At 58.4% G+C, this 25226-nt stretch carries 22 protein-coding genes, 1 tRNA gene and 2 riboswitches; of the genes, 12 read left to right on the forward strand and 11 right to left on the reverse strand.

Features of this window, described 5'->3' with window-relative positions; genetic code table 11:
* From ACIOJF_RS16330 to ACIOJF_RS16345, 4 genes are all read right to left on the reverse strand, one after another.
* The gene (locus tag ACIOJF_RS16330) at positions 1–291 is read right to left on the reverse strand and encodes a WXG100 family type VII secretion target (protein ID WP_038990044.1); all 291 of its coding nucleotides are present in this window, start codon (positions 289–291) and stop codon (positions 1–3) included.
* A 111-nt stretch (positions 292–402) separates the two neighbouring features.
* Positions 403–1941: a HAMP domain-containing sensor histidine kinase gene (locus tag ACIOJF_RS16335; protein ID WP_105659124.1), complete on the reverse strand. Its 1539-nt coding sequence runs from the start codon at positions 1939–1941 to the stop codon at positions 403–405.
* Between the two features lie 52 nt (positions 1942–1993).
* Positions 1994–2701 carry a response regulator transcription factor gene (locus ACIOJF_RS16340; RefSeq protein WP_105659125.1) on the reverse strand — a complete coding sequence of 236 codons (708 nt, stop codon included), beginning with the start codon at positions 2699–2701 and terminating at the stop codon, positions 1994–1996.
* 58 nt (positions 2702–2759) lie between these two features.
* A complete protein-coding gene (locus tag ACIOJF_RS16345) occupies positions 2760–2978 on the reverse strand; it encodes a hypothetical protein (protein ID WP_105659126.1) in 219 nt (72 codons plus the stop codon).
* Positions 2979–3232: 254 nt separating this feature from the next.
* On the opposite strand from ACIOJF_RS16345, the gene ACIOJF_RS16350 reads away from it, so the two are divergent.
* Together ACIOJF_RS16350 and ACIOJF_RS16355 are read left to right on the forward strand one after the other, a co-directional pair.
* Positions 3233–3616: a cold-shock protein gene (locus tag ACIOJF_RS16350; protein WP_038990235.1), complete on the forward strand. Its 384-nt coding sequence runs from the start codon at positions 3233–3235 to the stop codon at positions 3614–3616.
* Positions 3617–3619: 3 nt separating this feature from the next.
* Positions 3620–4228: a DUF3027 domain-containing protein gene (locus ACIOJF_RS16355; RefSeq protein ID WP_332487716.1), complete on the forward strand. Its 609-nt coding sequence runs from the start codon at positions 3620–3622 to the stop codon at positions 4226–4228.
* A 74-nt stretch (positions 4229–4302) separates the two neighbouring features.
* Here the strand turns inward: ACIOJF_RS16355 and serC are convergent, their stop codons facing one another.
* Positions 4303–5424, reverse strand: a complete 1122-nt coding sequence (serC, locus tag ACIOJF_RS16360) for a phosphoserine transaminase (protein WP_402735726.1) — start codon at positions 5422–5424, stop codon at positions 4303–4305.
* Between the two features lie 260 nt (positions 5425–5684).
* Here serC and ACIOJF_RS16365 point away from each other — a divergent pair, with 260 nt between their 5' ends.
* From ACIOJF_RS16365 to ACIOJF_RS16380, 4 genes are all read left to right on the forward strand, one after another.
* Entirely contained in the window at positions 5685–6383 is a 699-nt protein-coding gene (locus tag ACIOJF_RS16365) for a metal-dependent transcriptional regulator (RefSeq protein WP_105659129.1), read from the forward strand.
* A 104-nt stretch (positions 6384–6487) separates the two neighbouring features.
* A riboswitch (cyclic di-AMP (ydaO/yuaA leader) is annotated at positions 6488–6638 on the forward strand.
* 4 nt (positions 6639–6642) lie between these two features.
* On the forward strand, positions 6643–7689 hold the full coding sequence (locus tag ACIOJF_RS16370) for a M23 family metallopeptidase (RefSeq protein ID WP_105661597.1): 1047 nt from the start codon (positions 6643–6645) through the stop codon (positions 7687–7689).
* 123 nt (positions 7690–7812) lie between these two features.
* Positions 7813–7983: riboswitch (cyclic di-AMP (ydaO/yuaA leader) on the forward strand.
* A 3-nt stretch (positions 7984–7986) separates the two neighbouring features.
* Positions 7987–8814 (forward strand): C40 family peptidase, encoded by an 828-nt coding sequence (locus ACIOJF_RS16375; RefSeq protein ID WP_105661598.1) that lies wholly within the window; start codon positions 7987–7989, stop codon positions 8812–8814.
* A gap of 429 nt (positions 8815–9243) precedes the next feature.
* Positions 9244–9540: an HNH endonuclease gene (locus ACIOJF_RS16380; RefSeq protein ID WP_388025145.1), complete on the forward strand. Its 297-nt coding sequence runs from the start codon at positions 9244–9246 to the stop codon at positions 9538–9540.
* A gap of 38 nt (positions 9541–9578) precedes the next feature.
* Here ACIOJF_RS16380 and ACIOJF_RS16385 read toward each other — a convergent pair whose 3' ends face one another.
* Entirely contained in the window at positions 9579–9989 is a 411-nt protein-coding gene (locus ACIOJF_RS16385) for an NUDIX domain-containing protein (RefSeq protein WP_105659133.1), read from the reverse strand.
* 187 nt (positions 9990–10176) lie between these two features.
* Here ACIOJF_RS16385 and ACIOJF_RS16390 point away from each other — a divergent pair, with 187 nt between their 5' ends.
* A complete protein-coding gene (locus tag ACIOJF_RS16390; RefSeq protein WP_105661599.1) occupies positions 10177–11406 on the forward strand; it encodes an ROK family transcriptional regulator in 1230 nt (409 codons plus the stop codon).
* A gap of 121 nt (positions 11407–11527) precedes the next feature.
* Here the strand turns inward: ACIOJF_RS16390 and ACIOJF_RS16395 are convergent.
* Both ACIOJF_RS16395 and ACIOJF_RS16400 read right to left on the reverse strand, forming a co-directional pair.
* Positions 11528–11601, reverse strand: a tRNA-Arg gene (locus ACIOJF_RS16395).
* Between the two features lie 67 nt (positions 11602–11668).
* Entirely contained in the window at positions 11669–12331 is a 663-nt protein-coding gene (locus ACIOJF_RS16400; protein WP_402735724.1) for a hypothetical protein, read from the reverse strand.
* 83 nt (positions 12332–12414) lie between these two features.
* Between ACIOJF_RS16400 and pcrA the strand changes: the two genes are divergently transcribed.
* The 4 genes from pcrA to ACIOJF_RS16420 all read left to right on the forward strand — a co-directional run bounded on the left by pcrA (position 12415) and on the right by ACIOJF_RS16420 (position 17911).
* Positions 12415–14793 (forward strand): DNA helicase PcrA, encoded by a 2379-nt coding sequence (gene pcrA / locus ACIOJF_RS16405; RefSeq protein ID WP_105661600.1) that lies wholly within the window; start codon positions 12415–12417, stop codon positions 14791–14793.
* 242 nt (positions 14794–15035) lie between these two features.
* Positions 15036–16208, forward strand: a complete 1173-nt coding sequence (gene sucC / locus ACIOJF_RS16410; protein WP_105659137.1) for an ADP-forming succinate--CoA ligase subunit beta — start codon at positions 15036–15038, stop codon at positions 16206–16208.
* Positions 16209–16224: 16 nt separating this feature from the next.
* Positions 16225–17127: a succinate--CoA ligase subunit alpha gene (gene sucD / locus ACIOJF_RS16415; RefSeq protein ID WP_105659138.1), complete on the forward strand. Its 903-nt coding sequence runs from the start codon at positions 16225–16227 to the stop codon at positions 17125–17127.
* 394 nt (positions 17128–17521) lie between these two features.
* Positions 17522–17911, forward strand: coding sequence for a hypothetical protein (locus ACIOJF_RS16420; RefSeq protein ID WP_146112345.1), 390 nt, complete (start codon positions 17522–17524; stop codon positions 17909–17911).
* 78 nt (positions 17912–17989) lie between these two features.
* On the opposite strand, the gene ACIOJF_RS16425 is transcribed toward ACIOJF_RS16420, so the two are convergent.
* The 3 genes from ACIOJF_RS16425 to ACIOJF_RS16435 all read right to left on the reverse strand — a co-directional run bounded on the left by ACIOJF_RS16425 (position 17990) and on the right by ACIOJF_RS16435 (position 23901).
* A complete protein-coding gene (locus tag ACIOJF_RS16425; protein WP_402735722.1) occupies positions 17990–19531 on the reverse strand; it encodes an MFS transporter in 1542 nt (513 codons plus the stop codon).
* Between the two features lie 575 nt (positions 19532–20106).
* On the reverse strand, positions 20107–20391 hold the full coding sequence (locus ACIOJF_RS16430; RefSeq protein WP_146112257.1) for a hypothetical protein: 285 nt from the start codon (positions 20389–20391) through the stop codon (positions 20107–20109).
* Between the two features lie 162 nt (positions 20392–20553).
* Entirely contained in the window at positions 20554–23901 is a 3348-nt protein-coding gene (locus tag ACIOJF_RS16435) for a DEAD/DEAH box helicase (RefSeq protein WP_105657314.1), read from the reverse strand.
* 86 nt (positions 23902–23987) lie between these two features.
* Between ACIOJF_RS16435 and ACIOJF_RS16440 the strand changes: the two genes are divergently transcribed.
* The gene (locus ACIOJF_RS16440; RefSeq protein WP_402741897.1) at positions 23988–25178 is read left to right on the forward strand and encodes an LOG family protein; all 1191 of its coding nucleotides are present in this window, start codon (positions 23988–23990) and stop codon (positions 25176–25178) included.
* Positions 25179–25226: the final 48 nt, after the last annotated feature.

Genomic DNA, 25226 nt, shown 5'->3' on the forward strand with positions numbered 1-25226 from the left:
TCAGTAACGGAACAGCGAGGTGTTGACCTGCTCGACCTCTTCGTACTGCATGGAGGCATGGTTCAAGGCCGTGGCAATGCTGCTCAGCGCCTCTTCGATCTGCACATGGGTTGAGCGCCATTCGGCCACGATCGACTGGAAGGAGGCCGCGGCGGAACCCTGCCAGGTGCTTTGCAACTGGTCCAGGTTCATTTGCATGGTCGAGACCTCATTGCGTAGCCGGTCAATGGTGTTCATGACGGCCTGGGATTTAACCTGCATCTCGCCGGTGTTGGTGGAGAACGTACTCACTGGAATCGTCCTTTCTGGAATGAGCGGTTTGATCACTGATGCACTCACCTTAGAAACACCACACCCCGTACCGGGCAAAACCGGCACGGGGTGTGGAGAAAGCCATCGGCGCTAGTCTTCCGTATCGTCGACTTCCGGTGCTTTCGGTTCGCGCAGCGGCACGTAGGGCATGGAGATGGACATCGTGGCGCCACCGCCAGGGGTATCTGCCAACGCCACCGAGCCTCCGTGCTGCTGGACGATGGCCGCAACAATGGCCAAGCCCAGGCCGGAACCGCCGGTCTCGCGTTGGCGCGAGCTATCGGAGCGGTAGAAGCGTTCAAAAATGCGCTTGGAATCCTCGGCCGGGATGCCCGGGCCGTGGTCGCGGATTTCAACGACCGCGTCCAGCGTTCCAGCCACCAATGAGCGCACGCCGACGGCAATTTCCAAGGGGGAACCTTCCGGGGTGTAACGCAGCGCGTTGGTGAGCAGGTTGGCGATGATCTGCCGGATGCGGGCATCATCACCGACGGTGCTCGCTGGGCTGGGGCGTTCGGACACGAGCCCCACAAGTTTGACGGTACGGTCCGGTGCACGGACCTTGGTGTCTTCCACCGCGTCCTGGCCCAGGACCAGCAAATCCACTGGCTGCTTTTCCATGGGGCGCTGCTCGTCCAGGCGGGCGAGCATCAAGAGGTCCTCAACCAGGCGGGCCATGCGCTTGGATTCGCTTTCGATGCGGCCCATCGCCGAGTCCATGGCCTCCGGATCCGCCAGCCCGCCGTAGCGGTAGAACTCCGAATAGCCCTGGATGGTGACCAGCGGGGTACGCAGCTCATGCGAGGCGTCCTGGATAAAGCGGCGCATCTTCTGCTCGGAAGCCTCGCGGTCGTTGAACGCCTTTTCAATTTGGGCCAGCATGGCGTTGAGCGAGCGCGAGAGCCTGCCCACTTCGGTCTCAGCGGGATAGTCCTTCACGCGCTGGGACAGATCGCCATCGGCGATCATCGACGCGGTGCGCTCCACATTGATCAGCGGCTTGAGCGAACGCCCGGTGAGCCCGTAGGCGATCATCGACATCAGCAGGGCCGCAAGCGTGCCGGTGGAGAGCACCAGCACCGCAGTTTGGCTGACGGTACGGTTCACATTATCCAGCGGCATGGACAAGAACAGGTTCAGCTCGCTGCTCTTCAACGGGATCATCACCGTACGCCAACCAGCGGAGGTGGGGAAGGCGCCGGGGACCGTGGCAGGGGAGTTCGGGTGGGCTGCCAGCTGCTGGATCTGTTCCATATTAAGCAGCGGCAGATCCGTGCCGTTGGAAGGACCGACCCGCGAACGCGGCATCACGTAGACGATCTCGCCGTCCTGGTCGCGAATGTCAGCGTAGGCGCTGCTGAGCCCGAGCAGCGTGGCATCGACATCCAAGGCGTCATGGCTGCCGTTGTCCTCGTTCAAGGAGTAGAGGTAGGCCTTGTTCAGCCCGTAGGCCATCGTCGACTTGGACACGTTCAGCTGCTTGTCGATCTGGCTGGTCATCGCGATCCTCAGCGTATGCGCTGAACCGATAGCGGTAGCGAAGATCGCGACGATCATCAGTCCAAACATGACCGCGACCAGTTTGGTCCGCAACGAGGTGCGACGCCACTGGGCTCGAAATGACTTCATATGCTGACTTTACAAGGCCTTCAATTATTGGCGCGGACCGTTACGTGTGCCGTTAGCGGCGGTCTGGGGTGCGCATCAGGTAGCCCACGCCACGCTTGGTCTGGATCAGTGCAGGCCACTCCGGGCGGTCGACCTTGCGACGCAGGTAGGAAATGTAGGATTCCACGATCGAGGCATCGCCGTTGAAGTCGTATTCCCAGACATGGTCCAAGATCTGCGACTTGGACAGTACGCGGTTCGGGTTCATCATCAGGTAGCGCAGCAGCTTGAACTCGGTGGGGGACAGGTCAATGATCTCCCCGGCACGGCGCACCTCGTGGGCGTCGTCATCCAGCTCAAGGTCGGCCACGATGATGGTCGCGTTCTCGTCCTCGCCATTGGCGGTACGGCGCAGGACGGCACGGATGCGGGCGACGACTTCATCCAGGCTGAATGGCTTGGTGACGTAGTCGTCGCCGCCGACGGTCAAGCCGGTGACCTTGTCGCTGGTGTCGTCGCGCGCGGTCAGGAACAGCACCGGGAAGTGGCGGCCAGCGGCGCGCAGTTTACGGGTGATGGTGAAACCGTCCATGTCCGGAAGCATGACGTCCAGAACGGCCAGGTCCGGTTCTTCGGCTTCAACGGCTGCGAGGGCTTCGCGTCCGTTGGCAGCAGCGACAACTTCGAAGCCTGCAAAGCGCAGGGAAGTGGAGAGCAGTTCGCGGATATTCGGCTCGTCATCGACAACGAGAAGTTTTGCCTCAGCAGTTTTTGGACTCATGAATTACAGTGTGCCGAAGAAGTCTGGGAGTCCGCTGAGTGAATGCTGAAGCGAGTGGCTAGCTTTTTCGGCGCCTGGCGACGTTTCCGAAGACCACGATGGCGGCCAGGATGAATGCCGTTGGCAAGCCCAAGCGCGCAAAGAGCATCAGCAGCGGCGGGATGGCGATCTCCTGGAAGTAGAAGACGAGGGTTCCGACCAGCGCCAAGGCGGAAAGGATGGCGATGATGATCGCCAATCGGGAAAGTGCAGTCATGGTTTTGGATGAATCGCTCACGCTACCAAGTTTAGCCCCGGAGCCATGGGCGACAGGCGGAATGCGAAGATTGCCGGGCAAAGATGAATTCACCGCACGAGAGATGACATAATCTTAGATAAAGGACTTGAAGCGATCCAGCAGATTGAGCACCCGGCAAGAAGCAGAGAAGAATTCCGGCAGTGGCTCCGCTGGATCGCACATATGAATATGCATGGCGCTGAGCAGGCCTCGGCCATGCAGCTTAGCTACAAGAACGAACGAGGTAAATGATCATGCCTAGCGGCAAGGTTAAGTGGTACGAAAAGGCCAAGGGCTTCGGCTTCATCACCGCCGAAGATGGCAAAGAGATCTACGTCAATGCCGCGGCATTGCCCGAAGGCGTGCATGACCTGCGCCCCGGAACCCGCCTGGAATTCGGCGTTGCCGAAGGCCGCCGCGGTCCACAGGCACTGAGCCTGCGCTTGCTCGAAGCCGCTCCATCGGTCGCACGTGCCAAGCGCAAGAAGCCCGAAGACGAGGCAGTGCTGATCGAAGATCTTATTAAGCTGCTCGACAACGTTTCCAATAGCTTGCGCAATGGGCGTTATCCTGAACAGGCATATGGCAAGAAGGTTGCTACCGTACTTCGTGCGGTAGCCGACGATCTGGACGCATAAATAATGGCCCGTAAACCCAAGTTGGACACCATCCTCGCCGAGGCAGTGGATACTGCTCGCGGCGCGCTCGCAGAAATTGCCGGTGCGTCAGAAATCGGCGAACACCTAGGCGTCACGGCGGAAGGTGAGCGACTTGTCACCCATCGTTTTGTCTCCCATAAGTCGGGATATCAAGGATGGACCTGGTTCGCCACTCTTGCGCGGGTCTCACGGGCAAAATCCAAGGACCTGACGGTTTGCGAAGTAGGCATTATTGCAGGGGAGCAGTCATTGCTCGCTCCGGCATGGGTGCCATGGGCCGACCGCCTGGCAAAGGAAGAGATTGAAGCGGCCAAGGCCGCCGAAGCCGCAGAGGACTTGGCCGGGACCGGCGGGGAAGCCGACGGTCCTGAAGCCACGGAGCCAGCGAAGGAGCCGGATCCATCGGATCCAGGCGCCGAGGCCCAGGATCCGCAGACCGAAGCCGAAGCGGACGGCGCCGAAAATGACGATGACGCTGTGCAGCAGCATAAGTCGCCGGCACGTCGCCAGGTACGCCGCCGTCGCACGGCGCAGCGCACCGCAGCCCGTCGCCGGGCAGCGCAGCGTAATCGCACGCGCAAGGAAAACTAGGCAATAGCGGCAAAGACCTTCGCACAACGATGATGAATCGTTGTGCGAAGGTCTTTGGCTTTAATCGAGGGTTCTTAGAGCTGCTCGATCACGTAGTCGATGCACTTGAGCAGTGCTTCGACGTCGCTTGGCTCGATCGCAACGAAGGTGGCGATCCGCAGCTGGTTGCGGCCCAGCTTGCGGTATGGTTCCACGTCGACAACGCCGTTAGCGCGCAGTGCCTTGGCAATTGCCGAGGCATCGACCGAGTCATCGAAGTCAATGGTGGAGATGACGTTCGAGCGGTGCGCTGGGTCGGCCACATAAGGGGAAGCGATTTCGGAAGCCTCGGCCCAAGCCCGGATCATCCCTGCGGACTGTGCCGTGCGCTCTGCCGCCCACTTCAGGCCGCCGTTGGCATTGATCCACTTGATCTGCGCATCCAGGCCCACAAGAGTGGTCAGCGATGGCGTGTTGTAGGTCTGGTTCTTCAAGGAGTTATCCAGCGCGGTCGCCAGGTTCAAGAAGTCGGGGATCCAGCGGTCGGTTGCTGCAATTTCCTCGATGCGGGCAATCGCGGCGGGAGAAACGAAGGCCAGCCACAGGCCGCCGTCGGAAGCGAAGTTCTTCTGCGGAGCGAAGTAGTACACGTCGGTCTCGGACAGATCCACGTCCAGGCCTCCGGCGGCGCTGGTGGCGTCAATGACTACCAGTGCATCGTCGTTGGCGCCAGCAACGCGCTTGATCGGCGCCGCGGCACCGGTTGAGGTCTCATTGTGCGGCCACGCGTAGAGGTCTACGCCGGCTTCGGCTACGGGTTCAGGTACGGTGCCCGGCTCGCCGACAATGATGGAGGAAGGTTCCAGGAATGGAGCCTTGTCGGTGGCTTTGGCGAACTTCGAGCCGAATTCGCCGAAGGACAGGTGCTGCGCCTTGGAACGGACCAGGCTGAATGCAGCGGCATCCCAGAACGCGGTGGATCCACCCACGCCGAGAAGAACTTCGTAACCCTCTGGTGCGCTGAACATTTCCTTCAGGCCGTCCTGAACCGAAGCTACGAGGTTCTTGACCGGAGCCTGGCGGTGGGAGGTGCCCAGCAGTTCGGCGCCGGCATCGACGATGGCCTGGATCTGTTCTGCGCGAACCTTGGAAGGTCCTGCACCGAATCGACCATCGGCGGGCAGAAGGTTTTCTGGAATGTTGATATCCGTGCTCATCGCGCTCCTCTTGTAGCGATAGATTGAAGTGCCATAACGGCCACCATTACCCATGGTTTGGAATATTGTCAGATAGCCTTGGCGTTTCAATAGATATCTTCGCAAATAGCGGGGTGTCGTGAGAAAAGCGCGTCGGTCGGTTACGCCGAGGGCTTGGCGGGTTACAGGGCTTTCTGCAGCTCCGACCAAGTAGAGTGGGATATCGACGCCACGTAAATTTCGAGCGAACTTAATTGTTGTGACTTCCAGGAGCGACTGCCGTGTCTGATCTTATCGATACAACCGAGATGTATCTGCGTACCATTCTTGAGCTTCAAGAAGAGGAAATCGTGGCATTGCGCGCCCGAATTGCAGAGCGTCTTGGCCACTCGGGCCCAACCGTGTCGCAGACGGTTGCTCGCATGGAACGAGACGGCCTGGTTATCGTATCGACCGATCGCCACCTTGCTTTGACCGAAAAAGGTCACGAGCTGGCTACGGGCGTGATGCGCAAGCACCGCTTGGCGGAGCGCCTGTTGTCGGACATCATCGGGTTGGACTGGGAGTACGTGCACGATGAAGCGTGCCGCTGGGAACACGTGATGAGCGAACGCGTCGAGCGTCGGCTCTTTGATCTTCTGGGCAAGCCAACAGTGTCGCCCTACGGCAACCCAATTCCGGGCCTGGAAGTCCTCGGTGGCCCCAATGTGGGCGAAATCTCACATGAAGTAGAGAACTTGGATGATGCTCTGCTGTCCGGAAACATCGGCCCGGTGGCAATTGAGCGCCTGGCCGAACCTATCCAAACGGACCCAATCCTGCTCGGACAACTGAACGAAGGTGGAATCCGCCCAGGTGCGATTGTCACCTTGGAGCGCGCCGACGACTACGTTGTAGTGCGCGTGGACGGCATCGAAGGCGCCCTGGAGCTGCCGGTCGAGGTCAGCGCACACGTATTTGTAAAGTCTCAGAAAAGATAACGAAATTGTAACTTTCGGCGTTGACAGGTAGCGTTAAGCCTTGGAGCTAGCGATCTAGTTAGCTCTATCCATTTTTGGTGCGACCGCCTAGTGTTGCCCTGCGCCAGAAACGGTCACCAAATCTTGAGGGCAATAACGGGGGACCCACTTTCCGGCGTGCAAACGCCTTGGGGTGAAGTTCTGCGACAAGCAGGCCGGCTGATTCTCAATAGCCGAACCCGACAGCTAACTTCGTAGGCGCAACAGTGAGAGGAATGTTTTGGTAGAAACCAAGACTGCGGGACGTCGCCGCGCTGCCGGCGTCGAAGTAGATGTGATTGCAGAAGTCACCGCTTCGACTGCTGAGCGTAACGGCGGGCGCCGAGCAGCACGTGCCGCTGCCACCGTCCCGATGATTGCACCGGTCAAGCCGGTACATGAAGATTTCGTTGGTCGACGATTCGACTCCATGCAGCGCTACGGTGTTGCTCCTAACCAGACCCTGCTGGCCGGCAAGGATACCGCGAGCAACGTCGTTGCATTGCCAGGAGCTGTTCAAGCCCCTGCCAGCAAGCCTGCCCCGATCGAAGCAGCAGGCAATGTCGAGTTCATTTCTAGCCTCAAGTCCAAGGTTCAGAAATCCACCCACCGTGGATTCGCCCACAAGGTGGCAGCCGTAGCCGCCGTTTCGGGTTTGGCGCTTGCCGCCGTAACTCCACAGCTCTCCGGCAGCGCGGAGGAGAACAAGGCCGTTGAGGTCGCAGCTCAGCGCACCGCCACTTCCGCAGTTGTAGATGTAACTGCACCTACCGGCAATGCGGAACTGTCCGTGGAGCGTGCAGCTTTGACCTCCGAGCTGAACACCGAAGTTGCCAAGGAAGAGAAGTTCGCCGAGATCATGACCGCTTCGGGCGGTAGCGTCACGGCCATCAAGGACACCTCGGGATTGCTCGGCGCACCGGTCACCACGAAGCGCATCACCTCCACGTTCGGGCACCGCAAGAATCCAACCGGTCCAGGTTTCATGATCCACAGCGGCACCGACTACGGTGTGCCAAGCGGTACCAAGGTCTACGCGGCAGCTGACGGTGTTGTGACTGTCTCGGGTTGGGCTGGGCACTCCGGCAACCGCATCACCCTTGACCACGGCAACGGCCTGGAGACCGGTTACAGCCACAACAGCCAGCTGGTTGTGAAGGTTGGCCAGAAAGTTAAGCGCGGTGACGTTGTTGCGTTGGCCGGCAGCACTGGCAACTCAACCGGTCCTCACGTGCACTTCGAAGTGATCGTTGACGGTCAGTTCAAAGACCCAGCAGGTTGGTTATAACGACGTTCGTCACCATTCCGTGATCAAAACGTGACATTTCAAAAAACTTCCTATAGTCTTGTATGCGTGCCATGGGGATCCCTGGGCATCATTGCGTGAGAACCGAGCACTGCCAACACGCAATGAGTAGTTATACACAACTCGTACGGCAGTGGCGGGGGAACCAATATCGGGTCGTTAGTTTTGGCTAACAACCCTAGGGGTGAAGTGGATAGAGAAGGCAACTTCGAATCCACCGAGGTAACTCCACTTCGAACCCGACAGCTTACCTCGTAGGTATCAAGGAGAGGCAATATTTTGACCAAGAGTCATGCACGCGGACGTCGCCGCGCCGACGTTCCACGCACCAACTCGCTACAGGCGATTTCGCAGGCCGTAGCATCCAACGCTGGCTCGGTAGGCCGCCAGGCCGCCGTTGTAGCTGCAGCATCCGGCTTGATCGTCACTCTGGGCGTGCCTGGCCAGGCAACTGCACCACGTGACGTTTCTGCATCGCCTGTTGACACCATCAATCCAGAGCGTGTTGCAGTCAAGGCAGTAAAGGTAGCTGCTGACAAGAAGGCTGATGTCGCAATCGAGCGCGCCAGCTTCACCGCTGAAGAGAAGCCAGAGCCTGTTGTCATTGCAGTTTCGAATGACATCACCCCAACTACCCGCAGCAGCAACTCGGGTAACTCTGATTCGATGGCCCCGATGACTCGTCAGAGCCGTTCGGGTGGACAGGAATCGGCTCCGCAGCAGAAGGCTCAGCCAAAGGCTGAAACTCCTGTTCAGACCTCCAACCTTTCCGGCATCGCAGGCACCGCTGCCAAGTACGTGGGCGTTCCATACGTATGGGGTGGCAACGGTCCAAGCGGCTGGGATTGCTCCGGCTTCGTCAAGTACGTCTACGCGCAGCACGGCATCAACATTGCTCGAGGCACCTCGGCCATCCTCGGATCCGGCCAGTTCGTCCGCACCAGCAACCCTAAGCCAGGCGACTTGGTATTCCAGAACGGTGGCGGCCACGTCGGCATCTACCTGGGCGGCGGCCAGATGATCGGCGCGCAGAACCCAACCGTGGACACCATGATCCACTCGGTTTCGCGCAACCCGCTGTACGGCTACTACACCCTAGCTGGCTAAGCTTCAAAGCTTTTCATAGGCCATCGGATGAGAAAGACATCCGATGGCCTATGTTCGTTTAACCAGTTGAACTCCGGGCAACAGAACGATGAAAAGAAGACAATTTCTTGGTTAGGTACCCACCAATAATCCGAAGCATCGCATAGGCTAGCGCTTAGAGACACTCCGAGCAGAACGCGAGCTCCATCAATGCCAGATGGTGGCCATCGGTTCATGAAGGTAGTACGAGCAATGCGAACTTTGGTATTAAACGCAGGATACGAACCACTAGCAGTTGTGACGTTCCGTCGAGCACTAATGCTAGTCATGACCGAAAAAGCGAGCATCGTTCTCCAAGATGATCTCGCCCCCATCCGCAGTTCTCATGGAGATCTACCTCGGCCAACTGTCATCGTTCTGAAACGCTATGTACGACGCCCCTACAGGGACATGCAACATGTCACTCGTAGGGGCGTTCTGCGTAGAGACGCTTTTACCTGCGCGTATTGCGGCAAAGCTGCCAATACGATTGACCACGTGATTCCCCGCAGCAGGGGAGGCCAGAACACCTGGGAGAACCTCGTGGCCGCTTGCCTGCTATGCAATAGCCGCAAAGCGGACAAGATGCTCTCGCAACTGGGCTGGCAACTGCGTATTACACCTCATCGTCCACGCGTTGCTGGCCATCTGGTTTCGGGACTGCAGCACGTTGATGCGGCATGGGACGAATACTTGCACGCAAGCTAGCCGCTGGCCTGATGCTGCTGGGAGGAACCCAGCGGCGCCTATTTCTTGCTGCGTTCAATGGCTAGCGGCAGGACGCGGTCGCGAAGCAACGGAGCTAGATCGTCGCGTTCCAGGGCCACCTGCGGGTCGATCCACAGCAGCTCCTCCAATTCCGCTAACGGGACGAGTTCGCCATCGAAGGCTGCGCTGTATAAAGAGGCGCGGATCATCGTCTCCGCCTCGTTGGCAGCCGGTCCGATCCATTCGCCGTCGTATTGCAGCTCGTCAGCGGTGAAGCTGAGGCCCAATTCTTCACGAATTTCTCGAATGATAGTTTGTAACGCTGTTTCCCCGGCTTCGGGTTTGCCGCCAGGTTGCATGAACTTCGTCGTTCCACGCTTGCGAACCAGGAGAATTTCTCCTTGGTTGTTGATTAAACACGCCGCTGAGATCGTCAAATTTTTCTTCACTAAAACACAATATCGCGTGTTTACAGGAGTTAGAGATGGTAACGTGCTTAATTGGATCTCCAACGGTTTTAGTTCTAGTTCACCATGGTTACTTTACTCGCAGTATCTAACCGAAGTATTGATGACTACCGAAAACGTTGGAATTGAAAGATCGATCCATCAACTTTACAGATCTATGGAGCAATAAATGCGACGGGGTACAAATCTAGGACGCTTGGGAGACTTCAACCAAGCCGTAATTCTTGAGTCAATTCGACGGGCACCAGAGGGAATTAGCCGCGTTGAACTGGCCGGTTCGACTGGTCTGTCGCCACAGACCATTTCCAACGTTGTCCGCCGTTTGCTGGACGACGGAATCGTCCGAGAAGACCGCACGATCGTCTCCGGACCAGGCAAGCCTCGCACCGTTCTGGAGCTCGAAGGCAACCGTCTTGTTTCCATTGGCATCCACCTAGACCCCAGCGTGCTGACCTTCGTCGCAATGAACCTGCGCGGCGAGGTCCTGCGCGAACGCCGCATCGAAGTTCCCAACCTCGAAGTAGCTACCGAAACTGTCCAGCTCATGGCAACTACCGTTAAGGAACTCATTGCCGAGATCCGCGTGCCGAAGAAGCACATCGTCGGTGTCGGCATTGCTGTTCCGGGTCCAGTAAACGTCGAAGAAGGAGTGGTGCTGAACCCGCCACTGCTCGATGGCTGGGCAGATGTTGAACTGGTGAACCCGCTGCGCAAGCTCTTGCGCCTGCAAGTCATCATCGAAAAGGACACCATCGCTTCAGCAGTTGGCGAACTGTGGCAGTCCAAGGAAGAGAAGAACAACGACTTCGTCTTCATTTACTGCGGTCACGGCTTCGGCGCTGGCCTGGTATTCAACGGCGATGTCCACCACGGTGCAAGCAACAACGCTGGCGAAATCGGCCACTACTCAACCGGTTACAAATCTGTGGCCTGCGAACAATGCGGTGCGGAGGATTGCCTCGCTTCCGGCACCTCCTACGAATTCATCGCTGCGCAGGCCAAGGAACGCGGGCTGGAACTGCCAAGCTACGAAATCGTTGGCCCGGAACAGCGGGCTGCCGGAATGAACCGCCTCTACGAGCTGGCTCACGAAGGAAACAAGGTCGCCAAGGAACTGGTCACCGAAGCCATGATCAAGGTTGGCGAAGTTGCCGGCCAGCTTGCCAACTCGCTGGACGTTCGCGAAGTCGTCTTCGGCGGTCCACAGTGGGAAAAGGTATCCGAACTGGTCGACGATCAAGTCCGCGACGCCATTGGCCGCCGCTTCGCTCTGCGCGGAGTGCATGAAATCGAAACCCGCACCTCCGAGCTCGGCTCCAACGTCGGCGCCATCGGTGGCGCTTGCGTGGTCATGGACGCTTCGCTGTCGCCAAAGGCGACCGCATTGCTGCTGCGTTAAGCGAGACTCATACTAAGCACTGCGGGTACGTTCCAGATGGAACGTACCCGCAGTGCTTAACGCCGTAGTAACGACAAGAGCCTTGTTTCCCGTCCGAGGACTGGAAACAAGGCTCTAGTTGTGCCCCTGGCCGGAATCGAACCGACGGCCTACCCTTTAGGAGAGGGTCGCTCTATCCTACTGAGCTACAGGGGCATGGGCGTGAAAACACCAACAACACTATCTTACTAGGATGTCCCGGGTGTAATTCCCACGCACTGGCTTAGGCAGTACCCTCGCGAATTGCGAGCATCTTTGCCTTGAGCGCACGATTGGCACGGATAGCGCCAAGACCCACAACAAGACCCGCAGTGATGATCAGCAGTGCCCAGCGGATGGTCGTGAGGATCGATGCCAAAACGACAGCTCCTTCACTGAGGTCTCCAGTGAACAGGGCATCAATTGCGAAGTTCTCCCAGATATCGATTGCTGCGAAGCCCAGCGGGGCAACCCAAGCCAGCCAACGCGTCTGGCGGTTAGGAATCCAGCGGATGAACAACAGCATGGAGAAGACCGCCGTAAACATCGGGAAGAGGAAACCAGCGGTCTTGTGCAAGTAGTTGAGCTGGCCAACAGCATCTTCATCCATGGCGCCACGCAATGCTTCTATGTCGCTTACGGTGTAGCCGAAAATACGCTGATCGGGCATCGCCAGGGAATCGCTGAGGTCCTGCATCTGCACCATCGTGAGCAGATGGTAGTACGCGAATAGCGCAGCGCATATGATCAAGCCCGCCGAGATCAGCAGCATCGGGTTCGAACTGTTCTCGTGGGAGGTGCTTTGCACCTTGCCTGGCCCCATGTTCATGCCGCGCGGCGCGTTCGGCGCCTGGGCGAACTGCTGGGGCTTGCGGTATTCCTTGGTTTTCCTGACCTTCTTTGCCATATCTCCTATTATGCCCGGCCAATAGCGTGGGCTTTCCCGCTCACACTGAAAGTGTCCGGCGCTCCACGTAGACTGGCTACATCATGGATTTCCTTTTTGACGATTTCGCCCCGGATACCGCACAGCAGGTCATGCCCACTGCTGAGGAGCTTTTGGTCGGCATGAACCCGCAGCAGGAAGAAGCAGTTCGTTATGCTGGGGGCCCGTTGCTGATCGTGGCCGGCGCTGGTTCAGGAAAGACCCGTGTGCTTACGCACCGCATTGCCTACCTCCTGGCGACCGGCCGTGCTCGGCCGCACGAAATCCTGGCGATCACCTTCACCAACAAGGCCGCTGCCGAAATGCGCGAACGAGCCGCTGAGCTTATTGGCGACGAGCAAGCGAAGAAGATGTGGATCTCTACTTTCCACTCCTCATGCGTGCGTATTTTGCGTCGCGAGGCGGCCACCATTGGAATGAAATCCAACTTCTCAATCTACGACTCCACGGATTCCTTGCGCCTGATCACCTTAGTCGCCAAATCTTTGGAGATCGACCCGAAGCGTTTCACGCCCAAGGCGATTGCCCACAAGATCTCCTCGTTGAAAAATGAGCTGATAGATGATGAAGACTACGCGGCGACGATCAATACCAATGATCCGTTCTCGCGAGCCGTTTCCGAGGTCTACCGCGGTTACACGCGCCGCCTGCGCGCTGCCAACGCCATGGACTTCGACGACCTGATTGGACAGGTCGTCTACATGTTCCGTGCGTTCCCGCGAGTGGCCGATAACTACCGCCGCCGGTTCCGCCATGTGCTCATTGACGAATACCAGGATACTAACCACGCCCAGTACTCGCTGGTGCGTGAACTCACCGGTGCCGAAGGTGATACCGTCCCAGGCGAACTGACCGTTGTCGGCGACTCCGACCAGTCGATTTACGCTTTCCGCGGTGCCGATATCCGCAACATCGTCGACTTCGAAAAGGACTATCCGAACGCGGCAACCATCAAGCTGGAACAGAACTATCGTTCCACCCAGACGATTCTGTCCGCGGCCAACGAGGTCATCAAGCGAAACCCCGACCGCAATGACAAGAAGCTGTGGACTGCCAGCGGCGACGGCGAGAAGATCACCGGTTATGTTGGGGAGTCAGAATCCGACGAAGCACGCTGGATTGCCGAAGAAATACTTCGCTTGAATGATGACGAGGATGTCCGCCCGGGCGACGTGGCGATCTTCTACCGCACTAACGCCCAATCGCGTGCACTGGAAGAACAGCTGATGCGCGTGGACCTGAAGTACCGCGTAGTCGGCGGCACCAGGTTCTACGACCGCAAGGAAATCAAGGACGCACTGGCCTACCTGCGCGCCTTGGTGAACCCGGATGATGACATCAACGTCCGCCGAATCCTCAACGAGCCCAAGCGCGGCATCGGCGACCGTGCCGAAGGCGCCGTGGCAGCGTTGGCTGAACGGGATCGCGTTTCCTTCATGGACGCATTGCGCCGTTCGGATGAAGCACCAGGCTTGGGAACCCGCGGAATCAAGATGACTGCTGCGTTTGTCTCCATGATGGATGACTTGAAGACCGTGGCGGAAGGCTCAGGGCCGGCAGAGGCCCTTGAAGCAGTGCTGGAGCAGACCGGATACCTGGAGACCCTTCGGCTCTCCTCGGATCCGCAGGATGAGTCGCGGGTGGAGAACCTCGCCGAATTGGTCGCCGTGGTCCGGGACTACGTGAACGAAGAACCGGAAGGCGGTCTCGAAGGGTTCCTGGAGCGCGTGGCGCTCGTAGCCGATGCCGACCAGATTCCAGAGGCTCCCAGCGATGATGAGGGAGCAGCAATGGCCGTGCAGGAAGGCGTGGTCACCTTGATGACCCTGCATACTGCCAAGGGCTTGGAATTCCCGGTGGTCTTCCTGACGGGCATGGAGCACGGTGTCTTCCCGCACCAGCGTTCCATGACCGACGAAAAGGAACTGGCCGAGGAACGCCGCCTGGCCTATGTCGGACTGACCCGTGCCCGTGAACGCCTGTACCTGACCCGTGCCGAACAGCGCAGCCTCTGGGGGCAGGCCCAGTACAACCCTGCGAGCCAGTTCCTGGAAGAGGTTCCGGGCGAGCTGATCGACTGGAAGAGCGAGGGCTCTGGCGGTGGAATGGGCTTCGGTTTCGGTAACGCAGCGGTGAATTTCGCCACGAGCAGATATGAACGTGGCAGCCACTGGGGTGCAGGTTCGGCATCGGCGCAACCGGTGCGAGGGCACAACGCCGCCCCTATTTCCAAGACGCGAGTTGTGCAGAATAAGGACATTACCATCCCTGAAGTCGGGCAGAATGTTAAGCATTCCTCGTTTGGCTTGGGCACTGTTATTGCTTTAGAAGGCGCAGGCGACAAGACGGTGGCCAAGGTGCAGTTCCCGGACTCTGAGAAGAGGCTATTGCTGCGCTATGCACCGCTAGAAATCGTGGACTAGCCAACCGGCCCTCCGTGTTTCCTGCGTCACATTCGGCTGCTTTGATGCAGGACCCGCGAGTTTCTCTACGTGTTGTAAAAGTGGGAAGTTTGCGAAAGTCGGGATAGTCTGAGAGGTGCGCACGGGCTACGGCGCCTAACGACGTCCCGGTAGTTGCGGTGCGCTCTCTTTGGCATGGCATGGATTTCGGTCTGTGGCCGTGCCGCGAGTCAGCATGAACTTCGAACGAAGGACACAAACCCGTGGACCTGTATGAGTACCAGGCGCGCGATCTATTCGAGGCACACGGCGTTCCCGTGCTTGCCGGTATCGTCGCTTACACCCCGGAAGAAGCAAAAGCCGCAGCTGAGAAGATCGGCGGCGTTGTTGTAGTAAAGGCACAGGTCAAGGTTGGTGGCCGTGGCAAGGCTGGCGGCGTCAAGGTCGCTAAGACCGCCGACGAAGCTTTTGAGCACGCTTCCAACATCCTCGGTATGGACATCAAGGGCCACACCGTAAACAAGGTCATGATCGCTCAGGGCGCCGACATTGCTGAGGAATTCTACTTCTCCGTACTGCTGGACCGTGCAAACCGCAACTACCTGGCCATGTGCTCGGTAGAAGGTGGCATGGAGATCGAGGTGCTCGCAGTTGAGCGCCCGGATGCTCTGGCGAAGGTTGCCGTTGACCCAATCGTCGGCATTGATGCCGCGAAGGCCGCTGAAATCGTTGAGGCAGCTAACTTCCCTGAAGAGCTGCGCGCAAAGGTTGCAGACACCATCCAGAAGCTCTGGGTTGTATTCAAGGAAGAAGACGCCACCCTCGTAGAGGTAAACCCACTGGTGAAGACCGGTGCCGGTGACATCGTTGCACTGGATGGCAAGGTTTCCCTGGACGACAACGCATCTGAGGTTCGCCACCCGGCTCACGAAGAGCTCGAGGACAAGGGCGCAGCCGATCCGCTGGAAGCCAAGGCAAAGGCCGCTGGCCTGAACTACGTCAAGCTGGACGGCGAAGTAGGCATCATCGGCAACGGTGCTGGCCTGGTCATGTCGACCCTGGACGTTGTTGCCTACGCTGGCGAGAACCACGGTTCGGTCAAGCCTGCTAACTTCCTTGACATTGGCGGTGGCGCATCGGCTGAGGTCATGGCTAACGGCCTTGACGTCATCCTGAATGACCCACAGGTCAAGTCCGTCTTCGTCAACGTCTTCGGTGGCATCACCGCATGTGACGCTGTCGCAAACGGCATCGTTGGTGCGCTGAACACCCTGGGTGACGCAGCGAACAAGCCACTGGTTGTCCGCCTGGACGGCAACAACGTTGAAGAGGGTCGCGCCATCTTGGCCGAGGCCAACCACCCGTTGGTCACCCTGGCAGCAACCATGGATGAGGGCGCCGACAAGGCTGCCGAGCTCGCCAACGCAGCGAAGTAAGAGGGATAAGCGAACAATGAGCATTTACCTGAACAAGGACTCCAAGGTCATCGTCCAGGGCATCACCGGCGGCGAAGGCACCAAGCACACCGCCCTGATGCTCAAGGCTGGCACCAACATTGTTGGCGGCGTTAACGCCCGCAAGGCCGGCACCACCGTGACCCACGGTGACCAGGACATCAAGGTGTACGGCACCGTGGCTGAGGCCAAGGCCGAGACCGGCGCAGACGTATCGATCGTCTTCGTCCCACCTAAGTTCACCAAGGACGCAGTCGTTGAGGCTATCGAGGCCGAAGTTGGCCTCGTTGTAGTCATCACCGAAGGTGTTCCAGTACAGGACTCCGCTGAGTTCTGGGCTCTGGCACAGTCGAAGGTTGACGCCGACGGCAACCAGATCACCCGCATCATCGGCCCTAACTGCCCAGGCATCATCACCCCAGGTGAAGCACTGGTTGGTATCACCCCGAACAACATCACCGGCAAGGGCCCAATCGGCTTGGTTTCCAAGTCAGGTACCCTGACCTACCAGATGATGTACGAACTGCGCGACTTGGGCTTCTCGACCGCAATCGGCATCGGCGGCGACCCAGTCATCGGCACCACCCACATCGATGCCCTGGCTGCTTTCGAAGCTGATCCAGAAACCAAAGCCATCGTCATGATCGGTGAAATCGGTGGCGACGCTGAAGAGCGCGCTGCTGATTACATCAAGGCCAACGTCACCAAGCCAGTTGTTGGCTACGTGGCTGGCTTCACCGCTCCTGAGGGCAAGACCATGGGCCACGCAGGCGCCATCGTTTCCGGTTCGGCTGGCACCGCCCAGGCGAAGAAGGAAGCACTGGAAGCTGCAGGCGTCAAGGTCGGCAAGACTCCTTCGGAGACTGCTGTGCTGCTGCGCGAAGTTTACGCAGCTCTCTAAGCTGACGCTGAACCAGGGCTGACGCCCTGGAGCATACGCCGGAAACGAACGGTCGCCGTTTCTCCTGAATCTTCAGGAAAAGCGGCGACCGTTTCGCATTTAATTGAAATCTTCTAGTCAAACCGCTGATGCACTCATAAGCTGATTAGAATATATGGTTCCAGGGTCAAATGAAAAAGGATTGCCGATGATGCGGAGAAGCTACTGGGCAACACTAGCGTGCTTATCCCTGGCATTGGCATCATGCACGAGCCCGGAGGTCGGCGAAAGTACGGGGCCGATGCCTTTGAGCCCCGAAACGGCAAGTTCCTGCGATCGACCGTACATTGCCAGTGGCGGTCAGTTGCGTGGCGCACCGCAGCTGATCCGGGTCGACCGGTTCCACGATCAGCAGATGCGCCAAACTCTGATCGACGCACCCACCGGCTCGACTATCAGCTTCAGCCCTCGTCCCAAGTGGGACAACGTCAATGAAGTGCTCATGGCAGCCAGCGCCGTCTCCGAAACCACTGTCGCCGAAGAGCCCTACGATGCCAGTGACGGGCTGGAATCGTTGATCAGAAGCTCCGACCAGTCTGCGGGGCTTCTGGGCTACTGGGCAGCGCGTCCCGTGACCTACACATATAGCGTTCAATGCCTCAACGAGCAGCAGAGCCGCTACACGCTGGTCTTCGATACCTGGTCCGACTCCGAATTCGGAATCCTTGACTGCAAGCTGAGGCTGGATGCGATGGCTCAATGGGCTGCGCAAGCAGCCTATGAATCCTACTGCCAATCCTCCTAGCCGTTGAGCCGGATACAACAATGGCGGGGCTGGTTCCGCTTGGAACCGGCTCCGCCATCGCTTAACCCTATTGCGAGGCTATCTAGCCTCGGACTGCTCCGCCTCGGCGTCTGCAATCTCCTGCTGGTAGTTCATTTCCAATTCAGGAACCTGCTCGAAGAGCGCTTCGACATCGAGGTCAGGGTTCTCGTCCTGGGTTTCAACTAGCTCAATGGCTTCCGCTTCCGACGCGACCGAAGGCAGCGAGCCGGGCAATGGCTTGCGAGCGGATTCGCGCAGGTAGCAGACCGCAATGAAACCCGCGACCGAGGTGCCCATAACCCAGAAGGCCGGAGCCAGGGAGGATTTGGTCAGGGTCACCAACGCCTGCATGATGAACGGCGCGAAGCCACCAAAGATGGCTACGGCGAAGTTGTACGAGATGCCCATGCCACCGTAACGCGAGGCGGTTGGGAACAGCGCTGGCAACGACGAAGCCAGATTGGCAACGTAGAAGACTACCGGGACAGCCAGCAGCGCAAGGCCAAGCAGGGTGGACCAGATCTGGCCATGCATCATGAACAGGAAGGCCGGGATAGCCAGGACGATGGCCGAAACCGAACCAATGAACAGGACCTTGCGACGGCCCACGCTATCGGAAAGCTTGCCCGCCAACGGGATGCACAAGGACATGCCCACCAGGATCGGCAGGGTCAGCAGATTGCCGTGCACCGGATCGTATTCCAGCGTCTCGGTGAGGTACGTAGGCATGTAGCTGGTCAGTGCGTAACCGGCGGTGTTGGCAGCCGATACCAGTACGAAGCCGGTGAGCAATTCGCGCCAGTAGGCCTTCACCAGGTCGATGACGCCCTTCGGGGCATCGGCAGCGCTCCGTGCGTCCTCGCTCGCGCGGTTAGCGGCTTCCTGGGCTTCCTTGAAGGCTGGAGTGTCTTCGATCTTGGCGCGGAACCACAGTGCGATAACACCCAGTGGAAGGGCCACCAGGAATGGAATGCGCCATGCGAAGCCTTCCATGACATCGTCGCTCAGGGTCAGCTGGAGGATGGAGACGAAGGCGGCACCCAGGGCGAAGCCCATGTAGGAACCTAGATCCAGCAGCGAGGCGAAGAATCCACGACGCTTGTCCGGGGCGTATTCGGTAATGAACGTAGTAGCACCGGCGTACTCGCCGCCAGTGGAGAAGCCCTGGGCAAGCTTCAACACGACCAGGAGAATTGGTGCTGCTACACCCCATACCGAGTAATCCGGGAGGATTCCGATGCCAAACGTGGCCGTTGCCATCATGAGCAGGGTGAAGACCAGAATCTTCTGGCGTCCTACTCGGTCACCCAGCTGGCCCAAAATCACGCCACCAAGCGGGCGCGCGACGAAGGTGACAGCGAATACGCCTAGGCTGAACAGGGTTTGGATTGCAGGCTCGACGGTGTCGGGCATGAAGAGCTTGCCGATAATTACTGCAAGATAGCCGTAGACACCTACGTCGTACCATTCCATCAAATTGCCAACGACGGTACCGCCGATGGCTTTCTTGAGCATCGAATTATCGACGACGTTGACGTCTTCTACCTTCAGGCGGCGTTTCCTCAGGAATCGTTGCTTCCGTGTGTTTTTTGCTTCCATAGTTTCACTCCTCATATCTTTCTTGATCTTGTCCCGGTGCCGGCGACCATATTCATCCACAAGAATGAGGAGCGAAATAGCTGCTCCTTGAGCTGGTTGCGGTCGCCGTGTGACTCGTCGAAATCGATAGATTTCTACTCAAAAATCCGGCGAAAAACCGGCATTGAGCGATGAAACGCTTAAGCGGACAATCATTAAGTTTACCAAAAATTGGATTAATTCCCTGATCGAGGGGCTCTCCAGGGGCGTATGCGTGCCCATGGGAGCAGTCGAATCCTGCGTGGACCTACCGCCGAATACCCACGGAAGCATGGGGCAAACGAGCCATTGGCCAAGTTGTGGATCGAGGTGCGCGAAAAGCCGAAATTGTGTCGAAGGACTCGGAGCGCCAGGGGTTGGAAATCAGCGAAACAACGCGAAAACGGTGCACTTGAAGGTCCTGAATCCGGTGGCAAATGGGGGCTTCCGACGGTAAAAAACGCACGCTGTTCAGCAGCGGTTGGCGCTCAGTCCACAGGGCACAAAAATGCCCCAAGATTGCTGGTGGGCAGCTTGGGGCATGTAGTCGAAGCAGGCTAGCCGCGGAGGCCGGCAGCAGCTTCAGTATCAACTCTCAGGAATGAAGAGCCGATGGCAGCGAACGCGCCCGGAATCAGGAGCATCCGGTGCTTCGGGTTATAGAAAATCTCTTCGAGCGGAGACGCCAGAACTCTGCGAATCTTTTCCAGGAGCCGGTCGTTTTCCAGGGACAGGCGTTCCTGTTCGGTTTCAATCACCACACGATCGTTGTTGATACTCACCGATGCACTCATCCAGTCATCATCGGGGGTACTGAGAGTCTCCGATTTAATCAGGGACACGGTTATTACCGCCTTTGTCGTTCGTATCGCCCGGACGAGGATCCGTCTGGGCGCTTGCCCGATGAACGCACTATGTGTGGCGTAGCGCACATCATCGGTCACTTCGAATATACAGGGTTTTACTGAGCGCCGCCTGCTAATACGGCGGATTTAATCAACCTGTTACTCAAGCAGTCCTCGGATATCTTGGGCGGTCAAGGCCTTGGAGAATCCATCGGCTTCATCCATCACTGTCGAGATCAGCTTGCGTTTGCTTTCCTGCAGCGCCACAACCTTCTCTTCGATGGTGCCCTGCGAAATCATTCGGTACACCATCACCTGTCGCGTCTGGCCGATGCGGTGCGTACGGTCGATAGCCTGGGCTTCCACGGCTGGGTTCCACCATGGATCCAGCAAGAAGCAGTAGTCCGCTTCGGTCAGGTTCAAGCCGAATCCGCCGGCTTTCAAGGAGATCAAGAACAGCGGAGCTTCGCCTTCCTTGAACTGCTCGATGACCTTGGCGCGGTTGCGGGTATTGCCGTCCAGGTAAACGAACTTCACGCCACGCTCGGTCAGCTTGTCGGCAAGCACCTTCAGATACGAGGTGAACTGGCTGAAGATCAGCGCACGGTGGCCTTCGCCCACCACATCATCGAGCTGGTCGAAGAGTGCTTCCAGCTTTGAACCAGGTACGTCCGACAGCGCTGGATCCACTAATGAAGGCTCCAGGGCCAGCATGCGCAGATGGGTCAGCGACTGGAAAATGGTGAAGCGGTTGCGATCCAGATCTTCAACCAGGTGCAAGATTTTCTGGCGTTCGCGGTTCAGATGGGTGTCGTAGACATGCTGGTGCTCTTCGGAAAGGCGCACCAGAAGCTGTTGCTCCTGCTTGGCCGGAAGATCCAGCACCACGGATTCCTTGGTGCGGCGCAGCATGAATGGCTTGATGCGACGCTGCAGCAATGCAAGGGTGTCCTTGTCGCCCAGCACTTCGATGGGGCGGGCGAATTGGCGATTAAAGCGTGTTGTGTTCAGGAACAATGCCGGAGCAACCAGCGACAGCAAAGCACCGAGCTCGGAAAGGTTGTTTTCCATCGGGGTGCCAGTGACGGCCAATTTGAAATTGGTCTGCAGGTTCACCGCGGTGCGGTGGGCCTTGGTGGATTTGTTCTTCACGAACTGCGCCTCATCGAGGATCAAGCCGGCAAAGCGCTGCGCCTCGTAAATCTCGTCGTTCAGACGCAACAGGGTATAGGTCGTGAGAATGACATCGTAATTCTCGGCCAGTTCCCTCAGCTGCCGTGGCGAAGGCAAGGTGCCCTCGACGCTGACTACCCGCAAGGATGGGGCGAACTTGTTGATTTCCATTTCCCAGTTGGAAACCACCGAGCTCGGGGCGACAACCAAGAACGGCAGACGGGTGCGCTGGGTTGCGGGCAGCTGAGCACATGCCTGCGGATCGGCCCAGAGCTTGTGGGCATGGAGAATCAGGGCAATCGTTTGCAAGGTCTTGCCCAAGCCCATGTCATCGGCGAGGATTCCGCCGAATCCGCCTTCGTACAGGCGAGAGAGCCAGTGGAACCCTTCAACCTGGTAAGGGCGCAATTGGGCGTTCAGCGTGTTCGGCACCTGCGCGTGGTGGGCTTCAGCGACCTTGAGCAGTGAACGCATGCGTGCGATAAACAAGTCCGCGCCGTCAATGCCTTCAGCCATCTCATCAAGTTCTTCGAACAATGAGATTTGGAAGACCGTAAGCTTCAGGTCTCCCTCCTTCGGCTTGTCATTCATTGCCTGCGCCTCGTCAACGAGCGCCTTGAGCTTGGCGAACATGGGGTGGTTCAACGAGAACCAAGTGTTATCCGGCAGGCGCAGCTTCATCTGGCCATTGCTCATGGCCTCGACGATCTGCGAGAAAGGAACCTCGTGGTTGCCCACGGTGATCAGCAAGCCAAGGTCCAGCCAGTCGGTCCGTTCATGATTCACGGCATTGATCTTCAGCTGAGGAAGTTCACGCAGCTGACGGAATTTCGGCCGGGTGCCCTTCTCAACCAGCTTGACTTCAGGAATGCGTTCCAGCGCGGGGAGGATCTCGGTGACGAAATCGATGGTGTCATCGCGGGCGTAGAACTTCGGCGACAAGTTGGGATTGCCGCTTTCTTCATGGACCAGGAAAACTTCATGCACTGCGGCCTGAAGCAGTTCCTCGGCCTCAAGGTCATACACTTCCTGGTCGCCAGGGATCCCCGGGTAGAGGATCTGGAAGTCCAGCGCGGCGGTGTCGTTCGGTTCGTTATTCTCGTTGAATTCGCGCTTGTAGACCACGGTCGCCTGCACATAGGGCGGTTTCAAAGCAGGCAATTCCAGCTCGTCGCTAACGCTACGCAGCTCGAAACGGCGGGCCAAACGCGGGTAGGAGGATTCAAAGAAATCGTTGATCTCCGGCCTAGGCACGGTGACCGGACGGCGGTCAACATACCAGCGGCGGTGCGCGTCAGGAATCGGCTCAACACTTGGCGCGAGCCAAATCTCATCAGGCTGAGCCAACTGGGCATAGAAACCATGCTCGGCGATGACACCGCTTGGTGCCTCCGGATCGAGAATGAGATCCTGGTTTGCAATGTGCAGGACACCGTCCAATTGCAGCCGTTGCTCATCCAGGGAGGCCTGCATGCTGAAGCTGGCTGGAGCAACGATGCGCACGCGCTGCTCGGATCGGGTCGTGATCAGCGGAATTCCCAGCTCATCAGCTTGGTCAAGCAGTGGCCAGAGCAGCTCGGAAGCGTACTCGTCCAGGAACAGCCAGTCTTCATCCACCTTGAACTGCAGCTGGCTGTCGCTGCGCGCCATGGAGGCAAAGCGGGTAAACCAGTGGTGCTGCGCCCGCAGCAGGTTCCAGCCGTAGGTCTTGAAGCCCAGGGTGGTCCAGCGAAGCTGGCCACGAACCCAACGGCCTTCGGTGTTGCGAACCATTGGGCGCACTCCCAAGCGGAAGCGCTTATTGCGGGTCGGGTGCGGGATGGTTCCGGTCGGCATCCATTGTTGCTGCTGGGTGGCGTCCTTCGAATCGAAGAGCAGGAACTGAAGCGCCATCGGCACTACCGGATCGTGCTGCGAACCAAGCAGGCCATCGGCCGGGCCCGGCTCGGACTCTTCAAACCATGAATCGATTTGCTGCGACCAAACTGTGTTCGGCTTCTCTTCCCGGGCAGGCACGGGGCGTGGCTGGGAAGCGATCTTGTTGGAGACAATAGCCAGTGCCGCGATGTGCGAGCAGATGCCCGGTGCGTCGCAGGTGCACTCGCACGATTCGATCTTCCACTCTCCACCGTCCATGAGGACCTGGATCATCGGGGAGTATTCTTCGCCAGAATCGGTGACGGTGCCTTCGATCTGGTGGGTGCTTTCGTCGAATTCCACGTCAACCACGGAATTTGCTTCTGCAGCCAGGTTCTTTCCATAGAAGAAAGGAACGTTGCCCAGAAAAGCCAATAAGTGGCGGGCATCAATGGTTGGTGGAACAGATTCAATCATCCTCTCATCGTTTCACGTTCCGGGCCTTCGCGAAAGTTGAAGGGCCTTTCTGTGAATAATCACTATCTATGACGTAGCGTTGACGCATGTCCCAAGTGTGGCCCTACCTTCCAGCACGCGCAGTGAACATAACGACGCTCGTTGAATTCGACCGTCTCGCAGCCGAAGCGCTGGCTTCCCACCGCGCACGCGGAAAAGGCTGGCGAGTGCACCGTGTTGATCTGCGCGAACGGGATACCGTGCTGGAATCCTTGGATCTTTCCGAAGCGCTATTCATCGATTGCCAGTATTCCGCGCAAGGAGCGCAGATCGTGCAAGCCACTGGCGGGCTGTGCATGAGCTCGGGGGAGGAGCTTCCCTTCGAGACGGTGGCTCGCGGCTTGTATTCGCCGCATGAGTTGTACTCGGGGATCCGGACGCAGACCTACGAGCAAGTGCCTGATGCGAAGATCTACGCGTACTCCCAGCAGCATGCAGCGGTGAATTCCGATAGCGATAGCAATGCGCTGGCAAGAACCCTGCATGATCACCACATTGGCCAGGCGCTGGTCTCGGCGGTGTACGAGGGCACGTTCAAGGAAACCCCGATTATCGGGGTGATGGGCGGGCATGCGATGAGCCGGGGCACTGCGCAGTATGCGCAAGCTTTGGAGCTTGGGCGCATGATTACCCGGGCCGGCTACGCGGTCGCCACCGGTGGAGGCCCCGGCGCAATGGAAGCCGCCAACGCCGGTGCGTGGCTGGCCGATTACGGGCAAGAAGATGTCGCTACGGCATTGCAGATGCTGGCCGAAGCGCCAGATGCGATCCATCAGCGCACCGGCTGGGCGAGAACTGCGCTGATGGTCAAGGAGCGTTTCCCGAGCCAGCGGCAGTCCCTGGGCGTGCCAACCTGGTTCTACGGCCACGAGCCGCCGAATCTGTTTGCCACCCAGATTGCCAAGTTCTTCACCAATTCCATTCGTGAAGCGATTTTGCTGGAGCAGTCCAACGGCGGGCTGGTAGTTCTGCCCGGGGCCGCCGGCACGGTGCAGGAAATCTTCCAGGATGCCTGCGAAAACTACTACGCTACCGGTGCTCGCGTGGTGCCGATGGTGCTGATCGGCAAGGACTATTGGACGAGGGATCTGCCTGCTTGGCCGCTGCTTCAGGCCCTGGCCAAGGACCGTGTCATGGAACAGAAGATTGCTCTGGTGGATACCGCCGAAGAAGCGATGGAGTTCATCCAGAGCATGCAAACCCTGCGCCGGCGTACCCGGCGGCCGGAGAACAGCTAGAGCACGGCATGGAAAATGCCGGTACAGCCAAAGCTGTACCGGCATTCG

The sequence above is a fragment of the Glutamicibacter sp. NPDC087831 genome (genome assembly GCF_044742845.1).
Classification (GTDB): domain Bacteria; phylum Actinomycetota; class Actinomycetes; order Actinomycetales; family Micrococcaceae; genus Glutamicibacter.